This is a genomic window from Corynebacterium breve, from assembly GCF_030252165.1.
In the GTDB taxonomy this organism is placed as follows: domain Bacteria; phylum Actinomycetota; class Actinomycetes; order Mycobacteriales; family Mycobacteriaceae; genus Corynebacterium; species Corynebacterium breve.
In genome coordinates this window covers 244,356-261,959 of record NZ_CP126969.1, presented here as the reverse complement: position 1 = coordinate 261,959, position 17,604 = coordinate 244,356, and the positions used below count along the sequence as shown (strand labels likewise).

General features: G+C 57.6%; 19 protein-coding genes and 4 tRNA genes. 2 read left to right on the top strand and 21 right to left on the bottom strand.

Features of this window, described 5'->3' with window-relative positions; genetic code table 11:
* Nucleotides 1-2: 2 nt before the first annotated feature.
* Nucleotides 3-365 (top strand): carboxymuconolactone decarboxylase family protein, encoded by a 363-nt coding sequence (locus QP027_RS01320; protein WP_432418600.1) that lies wholly within the window; start codon nt 3-5, stop codon nt 363-365.
* Here the strand turns inward: QP027_RS01320 and pgfA are convergent.
* From pgfA to QP027_RS01220, 20 genes are all read right to left on the bottom strand, one after another.
* Nucleotides 362-1,291, bottom strand: a complete 930-nt coding sequence (pgfA, locus tag QP027_RS01315; RefSeq protein WP_284825389.1) for a cell envelope lipid trafficking protein PgfA — start codon at nt 1,289-1,291, stop codon at nt 362-364. The two genes, QP027_RS01320 and pgfA, sit on opposite strands and share 4 nt — an antisense overlap.
* 109 nt (nt 1,292-1,400) lie before the next feature.
* The gene (gene rplL / locus QP027_RS01310) at nt 1,401-1,790 is read right to left on the bottom strand and encodes a 50S ribosomal protein L7/L12 (protein WP_284825388.1); all 390 of its coding nucleotides are present in this window, start codon (nt 1,788-1,790) and stop codon (nt 1,401-1,403) included.
* Nucleotides 1,791-1,867: 77 nt separating this feature from the next.
* Nucleotides 1,868-2,386, bottom strand: a complete 519-nt coding sequence (gene rplJ / locus QP027_RS01305) for a 50S ribosomal protein L10 (protein ID WP_284825387.1) — start codon at nt 2,384-2,386, stop codon at nt 1,868-1,870.
* Between the two features lie 264 nt (nt 2,387-2,650).
* Nucleotides 2,651-3,520, bottom strand: coding sequence for a hypothetical protein (locus tag QP027_RS01300; protein ID WP_284825386.1), 870 nt, complete (start codon nt 3,518-3,520; stop codon nt 2,651-2,653).
* 2 nt (nt 3,521-3,522) lie between these two features.
* Entirely contained in the window at nt 3,523-4,401 is an 879-nt protein-coding gene (locus tag QP027_RS01295) for an HTTM domain-containing protein (protein ID WP_284825385.1), read from the bottom strand.
* Complete coding sequence (locus tag QP027_RS01290) at nt 4,402-4,941, bottom strand: hypothetical protein (RefSeq protein WP_284825384.1); 540 nt, start codon at nt 4,939-4,941, stop codon at nt 4,402-4,404.
* A 37-nt stretch (nt 4,942-4,978) separates the two neighbouring features.
* Entirely contained in the window at nt 4,979-6,412 is a 1,434-nt protein-coding gene (locus QP027_RS01285) for a phytoene desaturase family protein (protein ID WP_284825383.1), read from the bottom strand.
* A gap of 109 nt (nt 6,413-6,521) precedes the next feature.
* A complete protein-coding gene (locus QP027_RS01280; RefSeq protein WP_284825382.1) occupies nt 6,522-6,986 on the bottom strand; it encodes a winged helix-turn-helix domain-containing protein in 465 nt (154 codons plus the stop codon).
* Between the two features lie 18 nt (nt 6,987-7,004).
* Nucleotides 7,005-7,409 carry an RDD family protein gene (locus tag QP027_RS01275; protein WP_284825381.1) on the bottom strand — a complete coding sequence of 135 codons (405 nt, stop codon included), beginning with the start codon at nt 7,407-7,409 and terminating at the stop codon, nt 7,005-7,007.
* Complete coding sequence (locus QP027_RS01270; RefSeq protein WP_284825380.1) at nt 7,409-8,392, bottom strand: serine hydrolase domain-containing protein; 984 nt, start codon at nt 8,390-8,392, stop codon at nt 7,409-7,411. The genes QP027_RS01275 and QP027_RS01270 overlap by 1 nt, the downstream gene beginning before the upstream one ends.
* 137 nt (nt 8,393-8,529) lie before the next feature.
* Entirely contained in the window at nt 8,530-9,243 is a 714-nt protein-coding gene (gene rplA / locus QP027_RS01265; RefSeq protein ID WP_284825379.1) for a 50S ribosomal protein L1, read from the bottom strand.
* A 67-nt stretch (nt 9,244-9,310) separates the two neighbouring features.
* Nucleotides 9,311-9,739, bottom strand: a complete 429-nt coding sequence (gene rplK, locus QP027_RS01260) for a 50S ribosomal protein L11 (protein WP_284825378.1) — start codon at nt 9,737-9,739, stop codon at nt 9,311-9,313.
* Between the two features lie 203 nt (nt 9,740-9,942).
* A complete protein-coding gene (gene nusG, locus QP027_RS01255) occupies nt 9,943-10,860 on the bottom strand; it encodes a transcription termination/antitermination protein NusG (protein ID WP_284825377.1) in 918 nt (305 codons plus the stop codon).
* Between the two features lie 501 nt (nt 10,861-11,361).
* Nucleotides 11,362-11,688 (bottom strand): preprotein translocase subunit SecE, encoded by a 327-nt coding sequence (secE, locus tag QP027_RS01250; RefSeq protein WP_284825376.1) that lies wholly within the window; start codon nt 11,686-11,688, stop codon nt 11,362-11,364.
* Between the two features lie 26 nt (nt 11,689-11,714).
* A tRNA-Trp gene (locus tag QP027_RS01245) sits at nt 11,715-11,787 on the bottom strand.
* Between the two features lie 67 nt (nt 11,788-11,854).
* A tRNA-Met gene (locus QP027_RS01240) sits at nt 11,855-11,931 on the bottom strand.
* Between the two features lie 22 nt (nt 11,932-11,953).
* A tRNA-Thr gene (locus QP027_RS01235) sits at nt 11,954-12,026 on the bottom strand.
* 126 nt (nt 12,027-12,152) lie between these two features.
* Nucleotides 12,153-13,961 carry an Hsp70 family protein gene (locus QP027_RS01230; protein WP_284825375.1) on the bottom strand — a complete coding sequence of 603 codons (1,809 nt, stop codon included), beginning with the start codon at nt 13,959-13,961 and terminating at the stop codon, nt 12,153-12,155.
* A 295-nt stretch (nt 13,962-14,256) separates the two neighbouring features.
* Nucleotides 14,257-14,342: transfer RNA gene (locus tag QP027_RS01225), tRNA-Tyr, on the bottom strand.
* An 89-nt stretch (nt 14,343-14,431) separates the two neighbouring features.
* On the bottom strand, nt 14,432-15,448 hold the full coding sequence (locus tag QP027_RS01220; RefSeq protein WP_284825374.1) for a polyprenyl synthetase family protein: 1,017 nt from the start codon (nt 15,446-15,448) through the stop codon (nt 14,432-14,434).
* Between the two features lie 156 nt (nt 15,449-15,604).
* Here QP027_RS01220 and QP027_RS01215 point away from each other — a divergent pair, with 156 nt between their 5' ends.
* Nucleotides 15,605-16,843, top strand: coding sequence for a geranylgeranyl reductase family protein (locus QP027_RS01215; RefSeq protein WP_284826879.1), 1,239 nt, complete (start codon nt 15,605-15,607; stop codon nt 16,841-16,843).
* Between the two features lie 2 nt (nt 16,844-16,845).
* Here QP027_RS01215 and QP027_RS01210 read toward each other — a convergent pair whose 3' ends face one another.
* Nucleotides 16,846-17,535 (bottom strand): demethylmenaquinone methyltransferase, encoded by a 690-nt coding sequence (locus QP027_RS01210; protein ID WP_284825373.1) that lies wholly within the window; start codon nt 17,533-17,535, stop codon nt 16,846-16,848.
* Nucleotides 17,536-17,604 lie beyond the last annotated feature (69 nt).

Genomic DNA, 17,604 nt, shown 5'->3' with positions numbered 1-17,604 from the left:
TAATGTTCTCGATGGACAAAGGGCAAGATTTTATCCAACAAACTGGCACCGGCGAGGGGTTCAAGGAGCAGCTTGACAAGTACGCTCCGGGGGCATCGGATTTCATCGTCGGCGGGATCTTTGGTGGAACTTATCAGCGCGAGGGTCTAGAACTTCGCGATCGTCAGATGCTGACAATGTCCGCATTGGCAGCGATGGGCGGTACGGAGCCACAGCTCGAAGGCCACATTCTGACCGCAATCAACCAGGCGGGCATGTCGAAGGAAGATGTCGCTGAGTGTTTTGTCCATTTGATGCCGTACATCGGTGTACCTAAGACTCTCGCAGCCTTCCGCTGCATGTACCGCGCTTTAGGCGAGGCTTAGGACTTCCGACGCCCTTCCGGCCGGAAAGCGCCAATCAGTCCGAGCAGGGTGAGGACACCGCCCAAAGTCATCACCACAATCGTGGCGTTTCGTGAGGTGCCTTGCGAAGCAACTCGCTCTAATTGCTTCATGCGCGCGTCATTCCCAGATGTCTCGGCGGCATAGGTCACGTAGTTTTCTACCCGGTTGCCGTCGGCATCTGCGTAATACATGTCCACGTCTTCTGTGATGCCGATGACCAAACCAGTGATGTGATCGACGGTGAGCACTCGCTTTGCTTCGTAGGTGAGGTAGAGCTGCTGCGCGTTGCCCTCTCCGTCCTCTACAGTCTTGGTGTTCTGCATGGCAGCGTACTCTCGCGCCAGATTCGTCGGTTCAATGGTTTGGGCATAACTATCGGCCTGGCGTCCGAGTAGCTGGTGTTCCCCTTCCCTCACCGCAGGCGCAGTACGACGAAGCATGGGGTCAAACAGGTTGACCTCATCGGCATCATTTTCCACCGGCAGCTTGATCCACGGGCCGCCCATGTCCACCTTGGTTGCAGGCATCACCATGACAGAGGACAACGAGGCCGAGTCCAGCGGGTCGCCCGTGACTCGATTCATCTGCCAGGACCAAGTCTCTGCGGTGACTAGGTTGTCCAGCTGGTCCGCTTCCTCACCGTGGAACAAGCTGTTGCCCATGCGTAGCGACACCATTTCATCGTCGGCCGGATTCTGGATTTCCAGGTGCATCTGGCGCGTGACGGGAGTGGATTCGTCTTCGAAGCGCGCGTCGTCGTCGACAAGCGTGTATGTGGTGTTTTCCAAGTCCAGGGGAAAGCGTCCGTCGCCAAGCAGGAAGCGGGGTGCGACGAGTCCAGCGACGATCAGGGCAACGCCGAGGCCGACTAGTAGTGCAGAAAAGAGGCGGGACTTTGGAAGCATATGGGGAAGTCTACAAGGGTTGGTTTAAGGAAGACGAAACCCCCGTCACCGCATGGTCGCGATGACGGGGGCCGTCGAAGTTTGTGAAGACTTCTTTATGCCGCCTGAATTACTTCAGCTCGACAGATGCGCCAGCTGCTTCGAGCTTTTCCTTTGCAGCTTCTGCGTCTTCCTTGTTCGCGCCCTCGAGGATAGCCTTAGGTGCGGACTCAACCATTTCCTTTGCGTCCTTCAGACCCAGGCCGGAAACGATTTCGCGGACAGCCTTAATGACGCCGATCTTCTTGTCGCCAGCAGCGGTCAGGACAACGTCGAACTCGTCCTTCTCCTCTGCAGCAGCTTCGCCGCCAGCAGCAGGTGCGCCTGCAGCTGCAACAGCAACTGGAGCAGCAGCGGTTACGTCGAAGACCTCTTCGAATTCCTTGAGGAACTCAGAGAGCTCGATGAGGGTCATTTCCTTGAACTGCTCAATGAGCTCGTCCTTGGTGAGCTTAGCCATGATGGCTTCCTTTCTGTATCAGGCAGCAATTCGTTGCTGGCCTGAAATAAGTATTTGTTGTGTATGTACTTCTTGTTTTATGCAGCTTCTTGCTTGTCCTGCAGCGCAGCAACCAGACGTGCAGTCTTGGATGCAGGTGCCTGGAACAGGCCAGCAGCCTTGGCCAAGGAGCCCTGGAAAGCGCCAGCGATCTTGGCAAGAGTGGTCTCGCGGTTGTCCATCTCGGCGATAGCACTGACATCATCAGCAGTCAGCGTATTGCCATCCATGTAGCCGCCCTTGACGATGAACTTGTCATTGTCCTTGGCGAACTTCTTCATGACCTTCGCGGCGTCAACTGCTTCACCCTTGATGAAGGCGACAGCGGTTGGTCCGGTCAGAAGATCATCGAGACCCTCAATGCCATTCTCGTTAGCAGCGATCTTGACGAGGGTGTTCTTGGCGACGTGGAGTTCGACATCAAAGCCCAGCTCTCCGCGTAGCTCCTGGAGCTGAGAGACAGTCAGGCCGCGGTACTCGGTCAGTACAACGGAGCTGGCTCCTTCAAACTTCTCCTTGAGTGCTGCGAGTTCTGCAGTATTCTTTGGGTTTGCCATCTTCACACGCCTCCTTCCAAATGCTTCATTGGTTTTGATCCGCCGAGGCCTTTTGCGCAAACAAAAAGCCTCGTGCAGAAGCACGAGGCACACACAAGTGTTTTGCCACGTTTCTCCTGCGTGGGTCGCTCCTGGTTGGGAGTCCTTCGATCCTGTCTTGCAGGATGACCGACGGTCTTCGGTGAAACTTGAGCTTGGGCTCTTAGGGCCCATTCAAACTTCGTCGGCAACTATAACAATGCTTATCGACGAAAACCAAATCGCTTACTTTTGCTTTGCGACGACTGGCCCAATCGGAAAGTAACCTAGGTACGGGATACCGGACATGTTGTACTTGAACTTGATCCCCATCACTGTGGCGATACCCCAATGCATCGCCCATGCCGCCAAGGCGAATGCCTGTCCGAGTTTCCTATTTGTCAGAGCCAAAGGCGCACCCAGCTCAATCGCAAGAGCACCGACTCCCAGAAGCCCCACTGCGTCCTTTGCTTGGTAGATCGGCTGAGCGAGACGTCCTGCTTCACCGCCAAGGACTTCCTTGCGGATCGCATCGGCTGCCACTTGCTCGCGCAGTGCCGTGCCCCCTGCCCAGCCCCACCCATAGTCGCTGCGCACTTTGGCCACCCCGGAAATCAGATACATCGCCGTAGCTGCAAGATTGACGGCTGTAGGTACTCCCCCATACGCCCGAGAGTACTTTTTCGGCAACAAGCATTTGTTCCTGATTACCGAATCGACTGACAGCGCATCGGCAGCCGGCGAGAATCCGACGATCAGCTGTTGAGTCGCCAGCAAATGCACCGAGTGAGTCATGTGCCCGAAGGAGTTGCGGTAGCTCATATTCCACAGTTGCAGTAGGGCGTTGAGAGGCCCGACCACTTTGTACCCCACGCCAACAAGAGCCATGGCGTTTGTGGCTTGGGCCACGTCATAGAGGGCATCGGCAAACGAGGGTTTTAACGGCTTGTGCAGTACTGAACAGATCCCTACCGGACTAAAGCGGTTCTCCGGCTGTCGATGGACGCTTCGCATGGTCGCGCGTCGTCGATAGTTATAAAGACCCTGGTAAGCGGTGATCCCGATGCGGAGGATTGCCGGGCGCTCTGCGCGGGCTAGGGGCCTGAGCAGATCCATGATCATCGCGCTACCCCGATGGGAAGGAACCCAAGGTACGACAGTCCAGACAGGTTGAAATTGAATTTGATGCCCATGACAAAGCGGATCCCCCAGTGCATCGACGCTGCAGCCAACGCGAACGCCGCACCGATCTTGCGGTCCAGCAATGCTACGGGGGCGAGCAGCTCGACGGCGAGGGCTCCGGTTGCCAGTACCCCAATCGGCCCCTTTGCTTGATAGAGCGTCTCCGCATGTTCGGGTGGCGTGGTCCCGAATACCTCTTTTCTTAAGGCATCGGCGGCGATCTGTTCGCGCAGTGCAGTTCCACTGGCCCAGCTCCACCCGTAGTCGCTGCGTACCTTGGCCACACCGGAAATAAAGTACACCACCACTGCGGCAATGTTGGCGGCCGTGGCAATTCCGCCATAGTCGCGAGACTTCTTGTTCGGCACCAGGGTTTGGTACTTGCGCCAAGAGTCAACAGACAGGGCATCCGCGCTCGGCCCGAGACATGTTGCTGCTTGCTGTAGCACCAGCATGTTGTCGTTGTGCAAAATCATGCCGAATGAGTTGCGGTACGTGATGGTCCAGAGCTGTAAGAGCGCATTCGCCGGGCCGGTGATTTTGTGTGCGAGCCCCAGGACAACAAGGGCATTTGTGATCTGTGCTGCGTCGAAAAGTCCGTCTGCTACCTCGGGCTCGAGGGGCTTGTCCAGTATTCGACACACCCCGACTGGGTGGAAGCGGTTCTTCGGCTGGCGGTGTAAATCGCGCAAAATCGGGCGACGAATCGCATTATGCACTGCCGAGAACCCATTGACCCCGATGCGCAAAACTGCCGGCCGCGTTGCACGGGAAGTCGGACGCAGAGTATCTACGAGACGAGGCATGAGAGTCATCTAGTTACCTCCCGGGAACTTCGGCAGAGGTGCACCCTGAGCCGGTTTAGCTCGACCACCCACGAGACAGGTGGCGTGAAGGGATTCAGCTTGGGGAGATTTGTCACCGTTGAAGTAGTCGTCGAACACAAAGCGGGAACGCACCACGTGTACTTCAATCACGTCACGCTCATTGGAACGAGGCTTGACGGCCAGAGCGTCGGCGTAGGTCTGCGCGACCTCGACGCCTCGCTTCTTTTTCAACATCTTGGACAACTGCCGACGCGTTTGATTGAGTCCCCCCAATCCGAAGTGGGAGTAGTGGAGGTTTACTCGTTCCCCAGTGTCGGTGATTCCGATAACGTGGGGCACTGTGATACGCCCTCGTCGATAAGCGGAGAACATTGGGTAGGTAGAAAGAGGGAAAGAGTCGTTGTCGTTTTTCTTTTTGTTTACCTGTTCCAGCGGGCCGACGTAGTGGCGCAGCGGGCTGAGCAGAACTGCGGTGATCGCTCCGTATGCGCCGAGCGCGAGCCAGTCTCGTTCGGTGATAGGGACCAATGGAATCATCCTCGGTGAAGTTGTAGGGGAATCGGTTCTAAAGAGTGCGCTTGTGGTCGACCATCGCTTCGTGGGCGGCCCACCACCCCGGCATTCCGTGGACTCCGGCACCCGGCGGAGTGGAGGCGCTGGCCAGATATAGGCCGCGGCGAAGACGGTGAGGCCGCAGCGCTAGGCCTGGGCGAAGAAGCACCTGCGCCCCGCTCATAGATCCGCCGGCGATGTCGCCTCCCACTAGATTGGGGTTCCAGTCCTCGAGCGCGGCGGGGCTGGTGTCTTCTGCCGCGACGATGGTGTCGCGGAACCCCGGCGCGAACCTCTCGATCTGATTGATGATGGCATCACGCACCTCGTTAGGGTGCTTTTCGACGTACCCGTGTGGGACATGGGCGTAGGTCCACAAGGTGAGGCCTCGGGAAGGATCCGCGGCAAACTGCTGGCAGGCCATCACAAAGGGGCGCTCGGGCATTCGCCCAGCTGCAGCTTCATCTTCGGCGAAGGCAATCTCTTCTATTTTGCCGCCCAAGTGGACGGTACCGGCCTGGCCGACGCGCGGATCAGTCCACGGCACCGGCTCGCTTAAGAGAAAGTCGACCTTGTACGTCGCGGTGCCATATTTCCACCGACCGAGTTGGCGCTTCTTCGCATCCGGCAGGTCCGTGCCACGCAACCGGAGGATCTGGCGTGGGGTGAGGTTAAGTACGGTGGCATCCGCCGGCGGCAGCTCGCGCAAGTCTGTTACTTCCCTGCCAGTGTGGAGCTTTCCGCCATTCAAGGTAATCACGGAACTGAGCGCATCGACGATCGCCTGGGTTCCGCCTCTGGCTACGGGCCAGCCACGCGTCATTCCGAGACCCCCGAACAGCATGCCGAAAGCACCAGTACATGGCTTCGCCGGGGATGCGATGGCGTGGACGGCGCTGCCAGCGAGGAGAGCGCGGGCTCGCTCCGTTGTAAATAGCGCTTTTCCTAAGACACTGGCGGGAAGAAGCGCTGGCGGGCCGAATTGCACCATGCGCAGCGGATGGTTGGGCCAGCGGAGGATGGGTCCGAGGAAGTTCTCTAGGTGTTGATCGATATGGGAAACGGTGGGGCCATGCAGGCGTTTCCATGCTTGAGCATCTTCGCCCAGTGACGCAGCCGTTTCCTCAAGGGAATTGGACAGGAAGGCGGTGTCGTCGTCGACAAGCGGGTGCGCCATCTCATATGGCGCTGTCACCCACTCCAAGCCGTGCTGCTCCAGATCGAGCGAGCGGAAGGCGGGGCTTGCGACCCCGAACGGGTGGCCGGCGGCTCCGAGATCGACAATGGCATCGTTGCTAAACGTCGTGCTCGTCGAGGCGGCTGCCCCTCCGATGGAGTCTGCGCGCTCGTAGACGTCAACTTCCCAGCCAGCGGTGGCAAGGCGTGCGGCGGCCGTGAGACCGTTAGGGCCTGAACCGACGATGACGGCGCGGAGTTGGTCACTCATGTGATGTCGCTTCCCTTGTACTGATAACCACTATGGATCATCATGGCAGGAGAAGATGATATCAACGTGAACTTTCGGTGAGGAGTTCTTCATCTCCGCTAACGGCTGGCTAGTGATCCTCTCCAGCGGCAGCGATCACCATGAGTGGCACGATCCTCGCGGGAGGGACCGAATGCTTGCCTTGCGCGTCTTTTTCCAGCCATCCGGCCTTGAGCAAATCGTTGAGGTGGTGGTAGGCCTTGCCGGTAGAGGTGAACACGCCATCGTCGACAAGCTCCGCGACCGTAGCCGGCTTTTCCACTAGCCTGCGCAGCACGTGGGCGCGAATAGGACTAGCGAGTGCGGCAATGCGTTGAAACGAAGGCTCCCAGGCGTCGCCGGTAAGGAACCAGGCCGGGCGCTCCCAGGAGTAGGTGATGTTTCCGCCGCCTATTTCCAGTTCGCCGCCGAACACGATGCGACCGGTGGCGATAGCGTCGTGCGGTGCGTTGGGATCGGATTCGAGGTCGGCGACGCGTTTCTCTAGCTGCTCGATGCGGGACTCAAGAGCAGAAAGTTGTTCATCGGTAGCCATGTGTTGATTGTTTCATACTTATTTATTTGCTAGAAATACCTCTGTACCTGCGACGCGATCATGTAATCCGCGACGGTCTGGATCGATGAGGACCGCGCCGAACAGCACCGCTATCACTGCGACGGTCAGCCACGGCCCAATCGTGGGGATGGTGTAGAGCAAAATCCACGAATTACGCAGAAGCGCTTGAGTCCTGCTCAGCGGTTTGTGGATGCGCACTTTGGTCATCAGCTGCCCAAGCGATCCCCCGAACAGCACCTGCATGCCAGAGCGAATTAACCAGAACGAAAATACAAACATGAGCAGCACCCAGTAGCTGTGGGCAGCCGCGCCACCGATCACGAAGTTTGCCAATGCGTTTGTTATCGCAGCCAGGAAGAGCAGGTCTGTGCCCAATGCGGCGCATCGTTGCCAGGTAAACATTACAGTCCCCCCTCTTGAACAGCTTTGAGTAAGTCCTCTGCCAAGTAGTTCACTCTGCTACCCGTGTCCCCTGCGACGTAGACGGCGGTGCCGGATGCAGGATCGATGATCAGGTCATTGGTAAAGCCGAAGCTCGCCCCGTTGTGCCAGAAGGTGCCGTTGTCCTCCTTCACCCATACCGCATTCGGATCGTGCTTATCGACGATCGCCTGGGCATACTTGGCCATATCTTCCGGCGTCGAGCGCAGTGCCCCGGCAGGGGCGTAGCCTTCCTGCTCCCATGCCTCGACACTGCGGCCCGACGCCCACACGCCCCGTGGCGCCTCAGGTCCGACGGTTCCCGGCAACGCAACGTAGGTCGAGTGCATTTCAAGTGGTGTGAGGATGTCGCGTTGCAGAAGTTCTGGATAGGCTAGCTGGGCATTCTCGGCGAGCAAGTGCCCGAGGACCGCATGGCCCAGGTTGGAGTAATTTTCGGTACCTCTATCGGTCAACTTGGCACGAAGTGCCTGGTCCATAACATAGTCGGTGTCTTCCCCCACGTAAGGATTGGCCCCGATCACCATCGCCACAGCGTTGCGTAGCTTCGTTTTCCCCAGGCGAGGTAGCCCTGCGGTGTGCGTTGCAAGTTCCTCCAACGTCACATCAGCGAGCTCGGAATCTACAGCGCGCTCTCCGATGATGTCCGCCACGGTAGTTGTGTAGGCCACGTCGCCACGCTCAACGGCTTGGTCTAGGAGTTCTCCATTGAAGGTCTTTGTTACCGAAGCGATTTCAAATTCCGTGGCTTGATCGGAACCCAGTCCCCCGTAACGCACGCGCCCATCGACAAGAATGAAGGCCGATAGGTTGTTGTGCCCCCAACCGGCGTGCTTTCGCAACAACTCGGCTATTTCTGGCTCGCCGGTGCGGGTCGTCGATAAGCGGGCGGGTGGGCTGACGATAAACATCACTACGCTGGCCAGTGCGATGCAGGCCAGCACAACCGCCAGCCTCGTACCTGCACTTTTGCCTGTTTTCCGTAATTCCATAGCGTTAGTATCCCAGAATTACGGAATACCGGCAACTGGAAGGCAAAAAGAAGCCCCGCACGAGGCGGGGCAACTTTGTTGTAAAAGCCTTACTCAGGCTTTGCTGCGTAGTTCTTCTGAACGGAGGTATCCACGAGGACGCCTGGGCCGTTGGTCGAAGAAACAGCAATCTTCTTCAGGTAAACACCCTTCGCGGAGGATGGCTTCAAACGCAGAATCTCATCGAGGAGCGCGCCGTAGTTCTCAGCCAGCTGCTCAGGGGTGAACGATGCCTTGCCGATCAGAGCATGCAGGTTGGACGCCTTGTCAACGCGGAAGGAGATCTTGCCGCCCTTGACGTCCTGGATAGCCTTTGCAACGTCAGGGGTGACGGTGCCGGTCTTAGGGTTAGGCATCAGACCACGAGGGCCCAGGACACGCGCAACGCGGCCGACCTTAGCCATCTGGTCTGGGGTAGCGATTGCAACATCGAAGTCGATGGTGCCTTCGTTGATCTGCTCGATCAGCTTGTCGGTACCAACGATGTCTGCGCCAGCTTCCTCAGCTGCGGTAGCCTTCTCGCCTTCAGCGAAAACAGCAACGCGGACGGTCTTACCGGTGCCGTTAGGCAGGGATACGGTGCCACGAACAAGCTGGTCAGCCTTACGTGGGTCTACGCTGAGACGCATTGCAACGTCGATGGAAGCGTCGTAGTTCTTAGAGGAGGTCTCCTTCGCAAGGGTGACTGCCTCGAGCGGGTGGTACAGCTTCTCGCGGTCAACCTTAGCGAGAGCCTCGGTGTATGCCTTGGACTTCTTGGCCATTTTTGGTTCCTTAACTTAGATGTAGGAATTGTGGTGCGGGCCGGGCCTGACCCTTCCACGAAATTGCTTACTTGTCTACGGTGATGCCCATGGAGCGAGCGGTACCAGCGATAATCGCTGCGCCTGCCTCGATGTCACGAGCGTTGAGGTCGTTCTTCTTCATTTCAGCGATTTCCTTGCACTGATCCCAGGTGACAGAGCCGACCTTCTGGGTGTGAGGAACGCCGGAGCCCTTCTTCAGGCCAGCAGCCTTCAGAAGCAGCTTTGCAGCTGGTGGGGACTTCAGGATGAAGTCGAAAGAGCGGTCTTCGTAGACGGTGATCTCAACTGGGACAACGTTGCCACGCTGGGATTCGGTAGCGGCGTTGTATGCCTTACAGAACTCCATGATGTTAACGCCGTGTGCACCCAGTGCAGGACCGACTGGAGGAGCCGGGTTAGCAGCGCCTGCCTCGATCTGCAGCTTGATCAGACCGGTTACTTTTTTCTTTGCCATCGAATTGCCTCAATTCCTTGGTACAGGGGCTACGCCACGATGAATAACGCAACCCTGCCGGATGCCAGCCATAATCTCGCCAGCCACCGGGGATGAAAATTTGGAAACGCGCATGCAAAAACACACGCGTTGGAAAAGTCTACGGGGTGCGATCGTCGAAAAGCAAAAAACTTAACGACGACCGCACCCCGCCGCACCAGCCCTTAGCTGATGCGCTCGATCTGATCCGCGGTCAGCTCGACTGGGGTCTCGCGACCAAAGATGGAAACAAGCGCCTGGATCTTGCCGGTCTCTTCGTCGATCGCGTTGATCGTTGCGGAAACACTTGCCAGCGCACCAGAGAGAATGGTGACTGCCTCGCCGACCTCAAAGTCGTGGGCACGCTTAACCTTGACCTCTTCCTCAGGCATTGCGACAACGGTCTCGCCCTCTTCGTTGGCCACAGACTTGGTCGCTTCCTCGGCACCTTCCGCAGGGGCGAACTTAGGCATGAGGAACTTTGCTACGTCGCGGTGCTTCACCGGGGTCGCGTTGCCCTCGTTGCCAACAAAGGAGGTCACGCCCGGGGTCTCGCGCACTACCGACCAAGCCGCGTCGTTCATGTCCATGCGCACGAGAACGTAGCCCGGCAGAAGCTTACGCTTGACCAGCTTGCGCTTGCCGTCCTTGAGCTCGAGAGCCTGCTCGATCGGAACGACCACGTCATAGATGGAGTCCTCCACCTCAAGAGTCTGGATACGCATGTCAAGGTTTGTCTTTACCTTGTTCTCGTAGCCGGAGTAGGACTGAATGATGTACCAGTCACCGGGCAGCTTCTTCAGTTCGCGAGTGTATTCACGCAGGCGCTTCTTGTACTCAGCCTCAGCCTCTGCCTCGGAATCGTCGCCTAGGGCTGCCGCGGCGGCAGCTTCCAGCGACTCATCCGCCTGCTGCTCAGCTGGTTCCTCAACCGCTTCTTCATAAGCTTCGGCTGCCGCTTCCTCGGCACCCTCGGTCTCTTGCTCTAGAACGACTGGCTCGGTCTCTGGAGAGACAGGGGCCCCTTCATCGATCATGGCTTTTTCGTCGACAAGCTCTGCTTCGACTTCTTCGCTAAAGATGTCCTGAGGCTGATCACTCATTGGTGTTCTCCCATGGTTTCTTCTTGGTTAAGTAGTGTTTATGTGCCATCCACAGTACGCGCACGAGAGCGGTTGCTTTGGCAATAAATTATCCCGCCTACCCAGAACCGGGTGACGGGATCATTTGTGATGATGAAGCCAGTATAGCGAAGGTGCTTGCGCGAACCAATTTTGAGGTCGAGCCGGCGTCCCGCTACTGGGCAGGATCGTCGGCGGACTCCTTAAAGTCCTCTTCATCAGCGTCGGTGGGCTGATCCAAAACTTCCGGCTCAGTTTCGGGGTTTACTGGTGCTCCCTAGTCGATCATGGTCTTTTCGTCGACAAGCTTTTTCTCGGTATTGCTAGGTTGGTTGCTCATGTTGTCCTCCCTTAGTGTCAATCATTCGAAGAATGTGTCGGTCGATGTCCCACCAAGACTACTCGGATTTTTCCTTGTGTTCAGAAAAATTTAACCCGCCTTCCCTTGAAGCAAGGGTGACGGGTCATGCAAGCTTGGAGGATTTACGGAACCAGGATCCATTCGACAACCATCATGGCCAGAGCATCAACGCCCCACACCAGCGCGGTCATTACGATCAGGAACGCGAACACGATCAACGTGTAGTTCAGCATCTGGCGACCAGTTGGCCAAACAACCTTGCGCATCTCGGAGACAACTTCACCCGGGAAAGCCGCTGGGCCGCCCCCCGGAGTCTCATCGGTCTGCACGTCTGTGCGGGCGATCTTCTTTGCCTCATACGATGAGGTGGAGGTGGTGCTAGCGCCACTCAGCTGACGCTTACCGGTCGGCTGAGCCGGCTTGTTGCCTTTTGGCTGTTCTTCGCTCACAGCACTCCTCTGGTGTTAAAACTTTGCAGGGGCGACAGGACTCGAACCTGCAACCTACGGTTTTGGAGACCGTTGCTCTACCAATTGAACTACGCCCCTAGGCGCATACTACGAAATGTAGTACGCCTACCCTACCACGAACGAGGACTCGCTTTTGATTGGGTAGTGGTAGCGGTGGAGAGACTTGAACTCTCGACCTCGCGATTATGAGTCGCGCGCTCTCACCAGCTGAGCTACACCGCCACTTGTCCTAATCAAAGAACAGAGCCCCCTAGCAGAATCGAACTGCTGACCTTTTCCTTACCATGGAAACGCTCTACCGACTGAGCTAAGGGGGCTTAGCTTCTGAACTTGTGGATTCTCTTTTCGATTACCCGCTCCGTTGAAGCCTTTGAAAGATTAACCCGCAACCTACATAGAACACAAATCGTAAGGTTAACGCGGGTTTTTGTCCAATGTTCCGACTACATGAAACCAACCTCTTCGGCGTACTTCTGAATATCGTCAGCAGACTGTTCCATCGCAGTGTTAAACGCTAGAACCTGCGCGTCTGGGTAGTACACCACCATCGCAGTCTGGCTCTGTGTGCCCTGCTGCCCTACCCAGTGATACACACCTGGGCGATTCTTCTTCGGCGCCTGCAGCTCCTTGAAATCGTACGTCGCAGGGTTTCCGTCGCGCATCCACTCAAAGCCGGTCTTGGCGTCCTCACCCGTAGCCAAATACTTGCTCGACTTGCCGATGTGCTTCGAATCGTTCTCCTTGCTCGAACCAGTTGACACCGGCACTGGGAAACCGTCGAGAACCTCCAGCGAGGTCGTTTGCATTTTGGGTTCGCTGTAATACGAGGTATTTTCAAAGTAGGCCGCAGGCATCGTGTCGAGAATAACGGGATCCACCTCGATTAAGTCTTCTACGAGCGAAGAATCAATCGCCGTGAGGTCGGCGGACACAGGCTGCGGGGCGTCCCCGCCGCCACCCTTGACGGCATAGAATCCAACCGCGCCAAACACAATGACTGCGGCTACTGTCGCACTGGCGATCAGTGGACCTTTCCCCTTCTTGGCCTTCGGCTTGGTGTCTTTGCCTGACGCGGGTGCCGGCCGCGAGAAGCTAGCCATGCTACTCGTCGCCGACGCCTCGTGCTGCACTGCTGGTGAAGCAATGGTTGGAGGCGGCGATCCAAAGGGATTGTGTGGTTCTGTGGCCGTAGGGGACGCGTTTTGCAGCGCCTGAGTGGGCGATCCATCTACGTGGTGGGTGAATCCGAGCAGGCTTGCACGGAGTGCGCCGCGCGAAACGACGGTCTTCGGGTCATCAAGTGTCATGACCGAACCGAGCTCAAAGAGCCTGTTTTGCACATACGGAATGCGCGACGAGCCACCGGTCATATAGATCGGCGTTGCACTGTTCGCCCCGGCTTGCTCAAGCGCAGACTGAGCAAGTTCTACCGCACGGTCTACCGCCGGAGCGATGATCGCATTGAACTCATCGCGGGTCAGCAGCACATCGTGTTCACCTTCGGGAGTTGACACATTTACCGTTGCCGACGAAGTGTCGGAAAGCATCTCCTTAGCCTCGCGAATATTCGAGGTCACAGAGTGCATCACCGAGATCGGCGCGTTGTGCAAGTAATCCGAGAGGTCGGCATCCTCTTTGCCGATCTGGTCGATGAGCCAGCGAAACAGGAGATTGTCCACAGTGCGACCACCGAGCGAGTTGTCGCCCTTGGTGGAAACGACATCGAAGTTACCGTCCGCTTTGGCCTGCAGTACTGCGATATCCAACGTGCCACCACCAAAGTCAAACACTGCGACATGGTCGCCTGCCTCGATCTTTTGTTGAGCCGCATAGTGGATTGACGCCGCGCGTGGCTCCGAAATCAATAGGACCTGGTCGCGAGCGATGCCGGTCGCGCAGATGGAATCGATCAGGGTTCCTACAGCGTGGGGCGACCAGGCTTCAGGGTGCGTCAGCGTCACAGTCGCCGGCATTGTGCCGCTGTGTTGCGACTTGGCTCGTTCCAGCACCGATGAGAAGACAGCGGCATTGATCTCTACTGCCGAGATGTCGTCGCCGCCGACCTTAATTACATCGTGGTCGATGAATCGCTTCGGGCTCATTACTAGGTTCCCGGGTTCACGCCGACCATTAACCAGTGCGTTATCGCCTGCCACGAACTGCGGCGCGCCCGAGCTCTTATCGACGAACACGGCGGTCGGCATCAAATTGGACCGGTGGCTAAGCGCCAGTGTTTCCACTTCCCCTCTCATAGGCGCTGTGTGTGCAGCTGAAGTGTTGCTGGTACCAAAATCGATTGCGAGGTGCCACGGCTGGTTCATACTTTTTCAAATCTCCTGCTGTAGGGACATGACTTGTCGCGAATTCTCTGGTGGATTCATCCGGTGTCGACTTTCCGCTTAGAGTACTTTCCACTGAACGTTTGCGCAGCGCATAACGACTCGGTGCAAGTTCGCGCTTCGTGACTATGTAATACCCCACGAGCTGTGAAAGTTCCCGACAGCACGAAAGAAAGCACCCACTGCGCGTGCAGTGGGTGCTTTCTGGTGGTGCCAGGTAGAAGATTCGAACTTCTGAAGGCATAAGCCGGCGGATTTACAGTCCGCTTCCTTTGGCCGCTCGGACAACCTGGCGGAACTCGTTTGGAGTGCGTGAACTACCTTACATGAGACTCCCCGCACTATAGCAAATCGGCAGGTAACAGGCCTATTTTCAGGGCCTGTTAACCTACACGGTCCACGGTGTAGCGCGCCAGCGTTCCCAAAGCGGTAGTAGCGGCAGATTCAGGCAACAATGCGATCTCTTTGTCGGCCTCAGCCAAGTACTTGTAAACAACTTCCATCGAGCGCTCTCGACCCGTCGAGCGGGCCAAGAGTTCAAGCGCACGTGCAACTTCAGCATCGTCGGTAAGCGGGCCGGTGAGCATGCCGCGCAGCTCCTCGCCCACCGCTGTGTCCTCCTCCAGCGCATAAAGAACCGGGAGGGTGAATACTCCCTCGCGTAGGTCTGTGCCCGGGGTCTTGCCGGACTCCTTCGCGTCCGAGAAGATGTCGATCATGTCGTCGATGATTTGGAAGACGATGCCGATATCACCACCAAGGCGGTACATCGCGGAGACGATCTCATCGCTCGCACCGGAATGACGCGCACCCAAATAGCCTGCAGAGGCGATGAGCACTCCGGTCTTTTCCTTGATCACTTGCATGTAGTGCTCGATCGGGTCACTGTCTCCTGCACCGATGGTCTCCCGCATCTGACCTGTCACCAGCTCGCCAAAGGTCTCAGCGAAGTGGGCCACGGTGTCAGTATCCAGCTCACTCATCAAACGTGAGGTGTGTGAGAGCAAAATATCGCCGGCAAGGATGGCAACCGAATTACCCCAACGGGCGTTGGCCGACTCTACCCCGCGTCGCTTGTCGGCCTCATCCATCACGTCGTCGTGATAAAGGGTGGCCAAGTGCACCATCTCCACGATGGCTGCAGCCTTCACTACATTTTCGGACCCTTGGCGTGGGCCGTACTCACTAGCCAAAAGCGCCATCAACGGGCGGAAGCGTTTTCCGCCGGCTTGAGCCAGGTGGAGCACCTTCTCGCTGACAAAATCAGGACCCTTGGAAAGTTCACGGACCAGCAGTTCTTCCACTTCGCGCATACCGGTGTGGATACGCTCGGTCAGGGCTTCGTCGCCAAGCTCCACGCGTGGAACGCTGCGGGGTGACGGGGTCGTGCCAGGAGTCATCGATGAAGTCCTCGTAGTCAAAATCAATAGTCAAATTCAGAGGAGAAATGATGCAGCATGCGCTGTTCATTTCTCCCACAGTTAATCTTGCACTTAACCGTAGTCCAAAGATCACCGTTCCATCACCCTAGGGTGGCAAAAACCTCGTCTGGCACAATGGGCCTGGTGAGTATGAACTTTGAATGCGTAGTAGTCGGCGCGGGCCCTTCGGGCGCTGCTGCGGCGCTGGCAGCCGCCCGAAGAGGTCTAGATGTTGTCTTGCTGGACGGCGCGACTTTCCCCCGCGACAAGACGTGCGGAGACGGACTGACCCCGCGCGGAGTTCATGCGCTGCGCCAACTTGGCATCATTGATGTCCTACCTGAATACCGCAACAACGGATTGAAGCTCCACGGCTACGGTGGCTCAGTCACCGCCCCTTGGCCCGACGGACATTATGGACAGGAAGGCTCCGCAATGCCACGCGAGCTTTTCGACGATGCCTTGGTCCATCAAGCTCGCACCGCCGGTGCCCAAGTTTGGGAGGGCTGCCCTGCGACCGACGTAGAGTTCACAGACGGACGCATCACGGGGATCGTCACACCTCAAGGTGTAATTCGGCCGAAGTGGGTCATCGTCGCCGATGGCGTGCGCTCCCCGTTTGGCAAACTCCTCGGTCGCACCTGGCACAAGGGCGAGGTGTACGGCATCGCCGCGCGCTCTTATTGCGCTTCTCCGCTTTCCGACGAGCCATGGATGCACTCCCACGTCGAGCTGCGCGATTCCGAGGGCGAGATCCAACCCGGCTACGGCTGGATCTTCCCGCTTGGCAACGGCGAAGTGAACCTAGGCTGTGGCGCGCTATCGACCAGTGACCGTCCCGCCAAGATCAATACCAAGAAGTTGCTCAGCCAATATGCGGAGCATGTCCGCGAGGAATGGGACCTTGGACCAGAGCAGCGCGTGACCTCGGCAATGTTGCCGATGGGAGGTGCTGTGTCTAATGTCGCCGGCGCCAACTGGATGCTGATCGGAGATGCTGCCGCATGCGTCAACCCGCTCAACGGCGAGGGCATCGATTACGGGCTGGAAACCGCCCAGATGGCGGTAAACCGACTAGGAACCGAGTCCGATTTCACCCTCACCTGGCCTTTCGCTCTGCGCGAGGCGTATGGCGAGGCATTTGTCTTGGCGCGCACCGCCGCTCGACTTCTGACCTACCCGAAGTTCTTGCCGCTGGCAGGTCCGGTCGCGTTGCGCGGGCCCGTGGGCGCTGCGCTCATGCCAGCCGCCGCTCGCTTGATGGGCAACCTGATCACCGACGAGGATCGCGACCTGATCGCGCGCACCTGGCGCACGGCAGGAAAAGCGGTCTCCGCTTTCCGACGAGATACTCCCCTGTGGTCGGTGGAATAGACTTACTGCGGCTTCGTCGCCGCGTGCATCGCGACGATGCCAAAAGTTAGGTTCTGCCAGCCGCAATCGGACCACCCGTTGGCATTGATCTCGTTGGCCAGTTCGCGCTGATCAGGCCAGGCACGAATGGATTCCGCCAAATATTCGTAGGCAGGACCATTGGATGAGACAAGCTTGGCAATCGCCGGGAGAGCACGCATGAGGTACTCCTTGTAGATCGTGGAGAACACAGGCACTACCGGAGTTGAGAACTCGTTGACCACGAGCAGGCCACCAGGCTTGGTCACGCGCGCCATCTCGCGCAGTCCTTGGCGGAAATCGTGGATATTGCGCAGCCCGTAGGAAATAGTGACGGCATCGAAGGTCTCATCAGCAAACGGTAGATGCATGGCGTCGCCGACGACCTTGGGCACTTCGCGGTCCTTGCCGGCTTCGAGCATTCCCTGTGAGAAATCACACGCCACGCACCATGCGCCAGACTTCGTCAGTTCGACGGTGCTTACCGCGGTGCCAGCGGCGAGGTCAAGGACTTTCTGCCCAGGCTTAAGGTTGAGACGTTCACGTGTCTTGCGACGCCACACTTTGTCCTGGCCGAAAGACAGGATCGTGTTCGTGATGTCGTAGTTCTTTCCGACATCGTCAAACATTCCTGCAACGTCGAAGGGTTGTTTCTCCAGATCTGCCTTGGCCATGTTTGCCAAGTGTAATGGAGAACGCCTTTGACGCAGCTTCCGGGATCGTCGGGCATACGCTTAAGATGT